The organism is uncultured Nostoc sp. (assembly GCF_964245575.1).
Taxonomy (GTDB): Bacteria; Cyanobacteriota; Cyanobacteriia; order Cyanobacteriales; family Nostocaceae; genus Nostoc.
Genome location: NZ_CAXTNP010000157.1, coordinates 1 through 9,355 on the forward strand (window position 1 = coordinate 1; position 9,355 = coordinate 9,355).

7 protein-coding genes and 2 pseudogenes are annotated in these 9,355 nt (G+C 42.5%); 4 read left to right on the forward strand and 5 right to left on the reverse strand.

The window, feature by feature from the left end; all coding sequences use genetic code 11:
• Window positions 1-263 precede the first annotated feature (263 nt).
• Window positions 264-572 (reverse strand): annotated as a pseudogene (locus ACFFAP_RS22900) (ISKra4 family transposase); the annotation flags it as partial.
• A 229-nt stretch (window positions 573-801) separates the two neighbouring features.
• Between ACFFAP_RS22900 and ACFFAP_RS22905 the strand changes: the two are divergent.
• Window positions 802-858: pseudogene (locus ACFFAP_RS22905) on the forward strand (helix-turn-helix domain-containing protein); the annotation flags it as partial.
• Between the two features lie 32 nt (window positions 859-890).
• On the opposite strand, the gene ACFFAP_RS22910 reads toward ACFFAP_RS22905, so the two are convergent.
• Entirely contained in the window at window positions 891-1,115 is a 225-nt protein-coding gene (locus tag ACFFAP_RS22910) for a hypothetical protein (RefSeq protein WP_375513379.1), read from the reverse strand.
• Window positions 1,116-1,152: 37 nt separating this feature from the next.
• Between ACFFAP_RS22910 and ACFFAP_RS22915 the strand changes: the two genes are divergently transcribed.
• Window positions 1,153-1,440, forward strand: a complete 288-nt coding sequence (locus tag ACFFAP_RS22915; protein WP_375513380.1) for a hypothetical protein — start codon at window positions 1,153-1,155, stop codon at window positions 1,438-1,440.
• Between the two features lie 101 nt (window positions 1,441-1,541).
• On the opposite strand, the gene ACFFAP_RS22920 is transcribed toward ACFFAP_RS22915, so the two are convergent.
• From ACFFAP_RS22920 to ACFFAP_RS22930, 3 genes are all read right to left on the reverse strand, one after another.
• Complete coding sequence (locus ACFFAP_RS22920) at window positions 1,542-2,342, reverse strand: SDR family NAD(P)-dependent oxidoreductase (protein WP_375513381.1); 801 nt, start codon at window positions 2,340-2,342, stop codon at window positions 1,542-1,544.
• Between the two features lie 118 nt (window positions 2,343-2,460).
• Window positions 2,461-3,567, reverse strand: coding sequence for a 3-oxoacyl-ACP synthase III family protein (locus tag ACFFAP_RS22925; protein ID WP_375513382.1), 1,107 nt, complete (start codon window positions 3,565-3,567; stop codon window positions 2,461-2,463).
• Window positions 3,568-3,580: 13 nt separating this feature from the next.
• The gene (locus ACFFAP_RS22930; RefSeq protein ID WP_375513383.1) at window positions 3,581-5,347 is read right to left on the reverse strand and encodes a ScyA-related TPP-binding enzyme; all 1,767 of its coding nucleotides are present in this window, start codon (window positions 5,345-5,347) and stop codon (window positions 3,581-3,583) included.
• A 140-nt stretch (window positions 5,348-5,487) separates the two neighbouring features.
• Between ACFFAP_RS22930 and ACFFAP_RS22935 the strand changes: the two genes are divergently transcribed.
• Window positions 5,488-9,117 carry an NB-ARC domain-containing protein gene (locus ACFFAP_RS22935; RefSeq protein ID WP_375513384.1) on the forward strand — a complete coding sequence of 1,210 codons (3,630 nt, stop codon included), beginning with the start codon at window positions 5,488-5,490 and terminating at the stop codon, window positions 9,115-9,117.
• Window positions 9,117-9,350 carry a hypothetical protein gene (locus ACFFAP_RS22940; protein WP_375513385.1) on the forward strand — a complete coding sequence of 78 codons (234 nt, stop codon included), beginning with the start codon at window positions 9,117-9,119 and terminating at the stop codon, window positions 9,348-9,350. Before ACFFAP_RS22935 ends, ACFFAP_RS22940 begins: the two co-directional genes overlap by 1 nt.
• The last annotated feature ends 5 nt before the right edge of the window (window positions 9,351-9,355 follow it).

Below are 9,355 nucleotides of genomic sequence, written 5' to 3' on the forward strand. Positions count from 1 at the left end.
AATTGCAAACTGCTTAAACCACAAGTGTTTCGGCTTTTCTTAGTGCCATTCGGTTGTAAACGTAGACGCTCTTAGCGGCTTGTCGTCAGACATCGCCCTGGACGAAGTGAACCTAGAGTCCGTAAACGTCGCCCTAAATCCTACCCTTTGATGCAGCAACCTAGACAACAGAGGAGCAAGCAATTGCAAACTGCTTAATTTATAAGTGTTTGCGCTTTTCTTAGTGCCATTCGTTTACAACCTTATAAACACAATCAACGAGTACGGTGCTCATCTTCTGGGGTAAACTCACGGATAATATTCCAAATTCCGTCGTGTCCGTTTCCAAGACAAGTGAGTATGGGAGCAAGAGGTTGATTGTTTACCTAATTGATTACTATACTATTTTCTTGGAATCAGGCAGCGATCGCAGCCAGATTGTGCAAACGTACTGCTTTATAACCTTTCCAGTCACAAGATTTTCCAATTGGTGTGCGAATACGAATATTTCCACCATCTACACTCAGCTCTTCGACTGTTGACTGTATTTGTGGTGATTTAAAATTTTGACGATGCACTAACCTTTGCTGCACTAGGGCAAACGCATCTAAATTATACTTGCTCACAACCGAGGTTAAGAATCAATCGATTTAATCAGCATTTCTGTTTTGATCTACTTTCCAAGACTCAATGTGATGTCTACGACGGGCTGCGCCTACGCTAAAAACTTCGTCAATAAGCAGGGATTAATGAGATTAATTTTGAGTCTATTGAGAATATAACAGATTTATTGACATGATGCGGCCGCCCTGACCTGAGCGGCTAAACGATATTTGTCAATTTCTTGATTGTCAACCTGGAGACTTACTGATTTATATCCCAGATAACAATGTGGAGAGGGCGGAAAAAAATCAACAGAAACTAAGTAAGGGAATCGCTATAGCAAAACACCAACTTCCTAAAACTGATAAAGAGGTAACTGAGGATATTGCAGCATAAAGCGATCGCCCGCCGCCAAGCAACGCGATCGCCTGCTCAATCCGTTGATCACAAAGTGAGCTAATTATAATGCTGACACATTTTGGAAAAACCCTCCAAATCATCTGCTCTTGTTCACTTTGGTTAAACTGCAACACCCCAACTTTCAAACATTTACTATAGTGAGCAAGAAATATGCTGACACTAGACAGAGAACAGACAACAGCACTCGATTACAGTGTTGTCAACACCAGCATCCAGGAAACCTTCACTGCTATCGACAGATTCGAGTGGCAAGCATCTGATGAACTGCATCTTATGCGAGACAACCACTATTACTTTGATGGTGGACACGTCAGCTTTGAAGACTATTGCGAGAACGAGTTAACTAAACACGGGGGATATCGGCGCGTCAGGGATTTGCTGTCTGCGAAGAAAGTAGTTGATACTCTGCCATTCGGAACTGAGGGAAAAAATCACTAAACCCTCTCAAATTCGCCCCTTGCTCCGACTGGTCAAAATTCCCGATAAGTTAGAGCAAGCTGTTGCGATCGCAATGACTACCTTTTTGGTATCTTCTTTTTCTAGTTAATCGTTGTTACCCAACCCCCATCCACACGCAAGTTAGCACCGTTAATATAACCAGCCAGAGGACTAGAAAGAAATGTCACTAGATGGGCTACGTCTTCAACAGTTCCTAGTCTACCAGTGGGATTGCTCATTACCCCTTTTAACATCTGCTGCTTGATCTGCTCTGAATCTGTCCCCCATCCTTGCGCTGAACCAATCTGAAGCATGATTGCGTTCAAACTCGGCGTGACAATTGCGCCAGGACTTACCGCATTCACTGTAATCCCAGTTCTCGCCAATTCTTTTGCCAAACTCACCGTCAAGTTGAGGTTAGCGGCTTTGGTTGCCGAATAGTCAGCTATGGGCGTTGGTTGCGTTGCTACACTACTAGACATGTTAATGATGCGCCCCCAACCAAGTTCTCGCATTTGCGGCACTAATAGCAGAGTTATACGTACCATCGAAACAACATTGATGTTGTAAAGCTCCATCCATTGGCTAGGTGTTGAGTTCATCCAGTCACGCAGGAAGTAAGCACCAGCATTATTAACTAAAATATCCACAGCCCCAAGAGTTGATAAAACCCTATTTACTACTTCCTCTGTCTCTATATCAGTAGCTAAATCACCAATGGCAACAAACGCTTTTCCACCATTTGCTGCAATTTCTTGAACAACACGACTGGCTTCTTTTTCATTACGACCATGTACAACTACCGTTGCCCCCTCTTGTGCCAGTGCCTTAACGATACCTTCACCAATACCAGAGTTGCTACCAGTGACAAAAGCACGTTTTCCTTTCAGTTGCAAATCCATATTCTTTCTTTCCTGCCTTGAAAATTTATGGTGTTGCTAAATCAGAGTATGAGTTGACATTCTGAGCCAAGGAGGCTGGGAAAGAAAAAACTCTCCCTGCACTCCCATCTCTACAACACTAATTCAATGCTAGATTCTTTGAAGAAGGAGCAGGGCCTAAGGCTACATCACCCCAACGCATCACGGTTGCAGTGGCATTTGCTGATGCCCCAAACGAATAGACGAGAATTAAGTCATTTTCATGAATCTTACCTGATAGCGCGGCATGATACAGATTAGCTAGGGGAAGTACAGGCCCAATGTTGCCATACTGAGGGTAGAGATTAATTGTGCGTTCTGGGTTAATGCCTAGTATACGAGCGCCAAATTTGGTAAACCAGGCAGTTGGTGTATTAAAAATAAAGAAGTCAATTTGGTCGATTGCTACGTTAGCAGCAGTAGCAGCACCCTCACAGCATCTCAGCACAAAATCAGCAGCTGTGTTGCTAATTGCTCGATTTACTCCCTTGCCCATCTTCATAAATAATCGTAAATTGCCCTGAGAATCTTCTGCAATTTCACTGTGAAATGTGCCACAAGTTTCTGCTGAATGAACGATTTTACTGCCAAGAATTCCTTGGTTAGCTTTAAGTTCACTAACTACAAAAGCTGCGGCACCATCACCAGTTATCCACGAGAGAGTATCTCTTTGATCAAGAAGACGAGAATATGCACAGGAAGTAACTACCAGAATATTCCGGTACTCTTTGGCTCGCACTAATGTACTAGCTGTTTGCAGTGCAACTATACCACTTGAACACATGGAATTAAGATTCCAAGCGGGACAATGTAAGCCAAGTTGATTGACGAGAAAAGCAGCATTACCAGCTACAACTTCCTCAGTACCGAAAGAGGTAACGATCGCCAAATCAATATCTTCTATAGCTAAATTAGCTGCCTCCAGAGCATCTCGTGCTGCACGATACTCCAGAGTTAACGATGACTCACCTGGAGCAAGTATCCGTCGCTCAACAGCACCCCGAAAGGGGTCTTGAAGATAAGGCATCATTTCCTGATCAAATTCGTTGCTGGGAGTAGAGTCAGCCAGTGAAAACAGCTTTGCCAAACTTTTTTGTTCCGACTCACAAACTAGTTGTGGGTATTTCTGGCGATAATAATCATTCGTACATATGATGCTGGGAAAGCTCAATGCTAGAGAGCGAATGCCTACTGAATAATCTTTCATAAACAAATACTTCCTATGAATTTGTAATGCCTTGGGAAATCAAACTGTTAATCCGACCTTCTATAGGCACAGGTTCAGTCGGATCGATAATCACATCAACTATGAAAGGAACAGGAGAAGCGATCGCCTTCTCTAAAGCAGTTCGGATATCAGATTCTTTTTCAACGCGGATACCGTTAGCTCCCATACCGCAGGCAATCTTCACGAAATCGACTTGCGGTATATCTACATCCATACCAGCAAACCCTTGTAACGCCGACCCCTGGCCGCACATGTTGTAACATCCATCGTTGAGGATAATCCAGACAGCAGGAATCTGATATCTTACAGCAGTGCTGACCTCACTGTTCATTAGCATGGCACCATCCCCAACAATAGCAACTGCCTTACCATTGCGTGCTAAAGCTGCACCGACAACACCCGTCACAAAATGTCCCACACAAGCAAAGCCAGTGCTAACTCGGTAACGATTTGGCTGAGTAAATTGCAACAACTGATTTCCCCATGCCATTGAGTTACCTGCTTCAGTCATCACTATCGCATCACTTTGTTCAATAATTACCTGTTGAATTGCATCCATGAGTGCCTGGGGTCGCACCAAGCCTTGCATCCGAGGATTGATTTTTTGCCGCTCAGGTCGAGGTAGTGCCATTTGACTTTGACAGATGGGAAAATGCTTTAACAGTGCCTGCACAAACACTCTCACATCGGACTGAATAGCTAATGTATTAACGCCTGGATAGGCAGTTCCTGGCACTTCCGGGTCGATATCTACATGTAAAAAACCTTCCAAAGGAATCATCGCCGGATTCCAGAAAGAGGTGAATTCACCAAGGCGCGTTCCGAGTACCAGCACCCTTAGAGGACGATGCTTTTGCATGTAAGTTAAAACTGACTCATGTCCCGCAAGGCCTGTAACCCCCACAAACTGAGGATGGTTTTCTGGAAAAATGCCTTTACCACGCGGCGAACACATAACCCCAGCCCCCGTTCTCTCAGCAAACTGACGAATTTCTGCTGCTGCATCTGTTGCACCAAACCCAACCCAGATGGCAAATGATCCTGACGACAACAACCGCACACATTTTGAAATGGTTTCCTCACTAGCGGTGGCTGGAGCAAAAGACAGATCCGCTTGTGACAATGATGTTTTAATAGAGCTTGTTTGGATGTTGGTAGGGATACTTATATGTGCGACAAAGCCCCCTGATTGAGCTAAACCTTTCGCTAACCTCCGATAGACCTCTGGAAGTTCATCATCGGATTCCAGGGTAGTCGCATAATGAAACAGAGATTTTGAAGTAAAAATTCCTGTCCCAGCCATTGTGTAAGTACTCGTTTCCTGACAAGCCCACCGTCCCCTTTGGGATGCTGAGGTAGAAGCTGACAAAAAGATTACCTTTGCACCCTCCCAACGGGCAGCAAATAAACCTGTCAAAGTATTCGTGATCCCTGGTCCTGTTGTCGCAAATACTACAACAGGGCGACCACTAGCAAAGTATGCTTCAGTAGCGGCAAAAGCTGCTCCCGCTTCATGACGAAAATGTAACACTTGAATAGAACTATGTTGCAGAGCGTGCCACACAGGAACAATTGCTCCCCCTGAAACACCAAAGGCATGTTGCACTCCTATCTCTTCTAGCATCTTGACTATTGCAGAAGCCACCGAGACAGGTAGAAAATCTAACTGGGGATTTGGTTGGATATTCCGAACAGGAGAAGAGGTTAAAGATGACTGAGTTGGAGCGAAAATGTTAAATTTTTGAGTTTTGTGGTGCATAATTTTCACCTTGTTTATTTAGCTGATAAATCTATCAAACTGTATTGCTGACTAAGTTCTTGCCTAAGAAATACTGACTTATTTCTGGTTTCGACTGACTTTTACAGTTTATAATCAGTATGGTTATTGCCATATCAACTATGCCCAGATCGCTTTCAGTTCGTCAGGAGTACATTGGCAAAGTAAAACTGGCAATTAGGCGTAACGGCTTTGCCAGCCAAAAAGCATTGGCTGAGGATGTAGGGCTAGCTTTAGCCACAGTCAGTAATTTCCTAACTGGTAAACCTGTTGACCATGCGACGTTTGAAGACCTCTGTCAGAAATTGGCGCTGGACTGGAAGGAAGTCGCCGACTTAAATTTTGAGGTTCGCTCCACAGCTACCGATAAAGATACCCACGAAAGAAGTACGAGCAAACGTCAGGACTGGGGAGAAGCGATCGATGTCTCAATTTTCTATGGACGCAGGTCAGAACTCGCCACTTTAAGACAATGGATTGTGAACGATAATTGCCGATTAATCACTTTAATCGGTATGGGTGGGATTGGCAAAACAGCTTTGTCTGTAAAATTAGCACAGCTTCTGCAAACCGAATTTCAGTACCTGATTTGGCGAAGTCTGCGTAATGCGCCACCAATTCATGAGCTTTTGAACGACCTAATTAAGTTTTTGTCCCATCAGCAAGAAACAACATTACCAGAGAACTTAGACGGTAAAATCTGTTGTCTCATAGAATATTTGCGTGCAGAGCGTTGTTTGTTAGTCTTAGATAATGTAGAGTCAATTTTATCTAGTGACAAACGTGCAGGAGCATATCGGCAAGGATATGAAGGATATGGGCAACTTTTTAGAAGCTTAGGAGAAACTAGCCATCAAAGTTGTTTAATATTAACTAGTCGAGAGAAACCCAGAGGAATTAATATCAAAGAAGGGGAAAACGCTCCGATTCGTTCGCTGAGATTGTCTGGTTTAACGCAAGTAGAAGGTGAGACAATTCTGGCAGAAAAAGGCTTTTTTGTCTCAGAAAACGAATGTCAATCGTTGGTAGAGTTGTATGCAGGCAATCCTTTAGCGTTGAAGATTGTTGCAACTACTATTCATGAGTTATTTGACGGAAATGTTGCTCAGTTTTTAGAACAAGGAACCATTGTTTTTGGTGATATTTCTGACTTACTTGACCAGCAGTTTCATCGATTGTCAACTTTAGAACAACAGATAATGTACTGGCTGACAATTAATCGAGAATGGGTATCATTTAAGGAATTACAAGAGGACATTATTCCTACTGTTTCACTCAGAGATTTGTTAGAAACTTTAGAATCTCTACAATTGCGCTCACTAATTGAGAAGAGTGCTGGAAATTTTACTCAACAACCAGTGGTGATGGAGTATGTTATCAACAGCTTAGTTGAACAGATTTGTGAAGAAATTCAAGTTGGAGAAATAGAACTATTTGATAGTTGTACATTAATCAGAGCTACTGCCAAAGATTATATCAGAAATGCACAAATTCGGCTCCTCCTCAAGCCCATTGCAGATAAATTATTAAACCTTTTTGGTGTCACAGAAAATGTGCAAAACTATTTGAATCAACTTTTATTAAAGCTGAAGTCTTTTGCCCCTCGAAAACCAGGATATGCGGGTGGTAATATTCTCAATTTACTCTGGCAGCTTAATATTGATGTAAGTGGCTATGATTTTTCTAACTTAACAGTTTGGCAAGCTTACCTACAGGATATGAATTTGCATCGAGTTAACTTCACCAATGCGGATCTGAGTAAGTCTGCTTTGACTCGAACTTTAGGGAGTGTTTTAGCAGCGACTTTTAGCCCAGATGGAAAATTATTAGGAACAAGCATTGATAATGAGATTTGGTTATGGTCTGTTGCAAACATTAAACAAATTATTACCTGCAATGGTCATACTGCTTGGGTACATTCACTTAGGTTTAGCCCAGATGGAGATATTTTAGCCAGTGGTAGCAACGACCAAACGGTAAAATTGTGGAATGTCAACACAGGGCAATGTCTGAAAACTCTGCGAGGTCATACAAGTAGGGTGCAATCCCTGGCTTTTAGTCCAGATGGAGGAATTTTAGCCAGTGGTAGCAACGACCAAACGGTAAAATTGTGGAATGTCAATACTGGGGAATGTCTGCAAACTTTGTTAGGGCATAGCAATCGGGTAATTTTTACTACTTTCACCGACAATGGACAAACTTTGGTCACTGGGGGTGAAGACGAAACTGTGAGAGTGTGGGATGTAAATACTGGTTCTTGCCTGCGAGTCCTAGAAATACCGATAAATTGGGTATTATCTATTGCTCTTAGCCCAGATGGGCAAACACTGGCAACAGGAAGCGATCGCACAACGGTAAAATTTTGGGATTTAGCCAGTGGTGAATGCATAAACATATTACCAGATTACAACAGTCATGTGTGGGCAGTTGCTTTCAGCCCAGATGGTCAAACACTGGTGACGGGGAGCGAGGATAAAACTGTTAAAATATGGGATGTCCTTACAGGAAAATGTCTGCAAACTTTGTATGAGGATAGTGATTCACCTACAGGCGATCGCTACGCTTCACGCATTTGGTTGGTTGCTGTTAATCCAGATGGTCAAAGCTTGCTCAGTATTAGTGAAAACCAAACCATGAAGTTATGGGATCTTTGCACTGGACAATGTTTGAGAACAGTGGATGGGTATATTAATTGGATATTATCCGTTGCTTTTAGTCCCGATGGTGAAATGTTGGCGAGTAGCAGCCAAGACCAACGGGTGAGATTGTGGGATGTGAAGACAGGACAATACCTGCGAACCTTACAAGGGCATACTAATCTGGTATCATCAGTTGCTTTTGCTTTCAAAGACTTAGATGGTTACACAGGTGGGAAAAGCATAACGTCATCTGGAGATATTGGGAAGCAGCGAAAAAGTCAGATTCTGGCAAGTAGCAGCGACGACACAACTATCAAACTTTGGGATGTAAGTACAGGAGAGTGTTTTCAAACACTTTGGGGACATGATAGTTGGGTACATTCTGTTAGCTTCAGTCCAGATCCACAAATTTTAGCAAGTGGCAGTCGTGACCAAACAGTAAAGCTTTGGGACTGGCATACGGGAGAATGTCTACAAACGTTGAAAGGACATATTCATGAAGTAAAAACAATTACTTTCAGTCCCTGCGGGAAAATTTTAGTAAGCGGTAGTTATGACAACACTATCAAAGTTTGGGATGTAAATACAGGAATTTGTTTACAAACCTTATCAGGACACAGTGATTGGGTTTTATCTGTGATGTTCAATCTCCGTGCAGATATCCTTGCTAGTGCCAGTGGAGACGGGACTATTAAGTTATGGGATGTTAATAGGGGGCATTGTCTACAAACGTTGAAAGGTCACACATATCGAGTTAGAACAATTGCCTTTAGTTTAGATGGCAAGATTTTAGCTAGTGGCAGTGACGACCAGACTGTTAAATTGTGGGATACCAGTACAGGTGTTGTTCTGAAAACATTTCAGGGACACCACAAAGCTGTACGGTCAATTGCCTTTAGTCCTAATAGCCCCATGCTAGTTAGTAGCAGCGAGGACGAAACGATGAAGCTTTGGGATGTTGAAACAGGCAAATGCCTAAAAACCATTAGAATTGATAGACCTTATGAAGGTATGAATATTAAAAATGCAAGTGGTTTAACAACACCTCAGAAAAACACATTGAAAGCTCTTGGTGCAGTAGAGACAGAAGAAGATGCTATGATTATCACATAATGGTTAATTATGATACATTAGGTGCAAAAAACGGTATGGAAAATCAAGAACTTAAAAAAGCTCCTGAAATAACAGTAGAATCCGATCGCTCTCCAGGAACAGATAGAGGCACTGACATCAAATCTGATGCATCAAGTCATCAAAATATCGAAGTAGAAAATAAAGCAATTAAAAAAGCTCCTAAAATAACAGTAGAATCCGATCGCTCTCCAGGAACAGATAGAGGCTTATAGCGTGC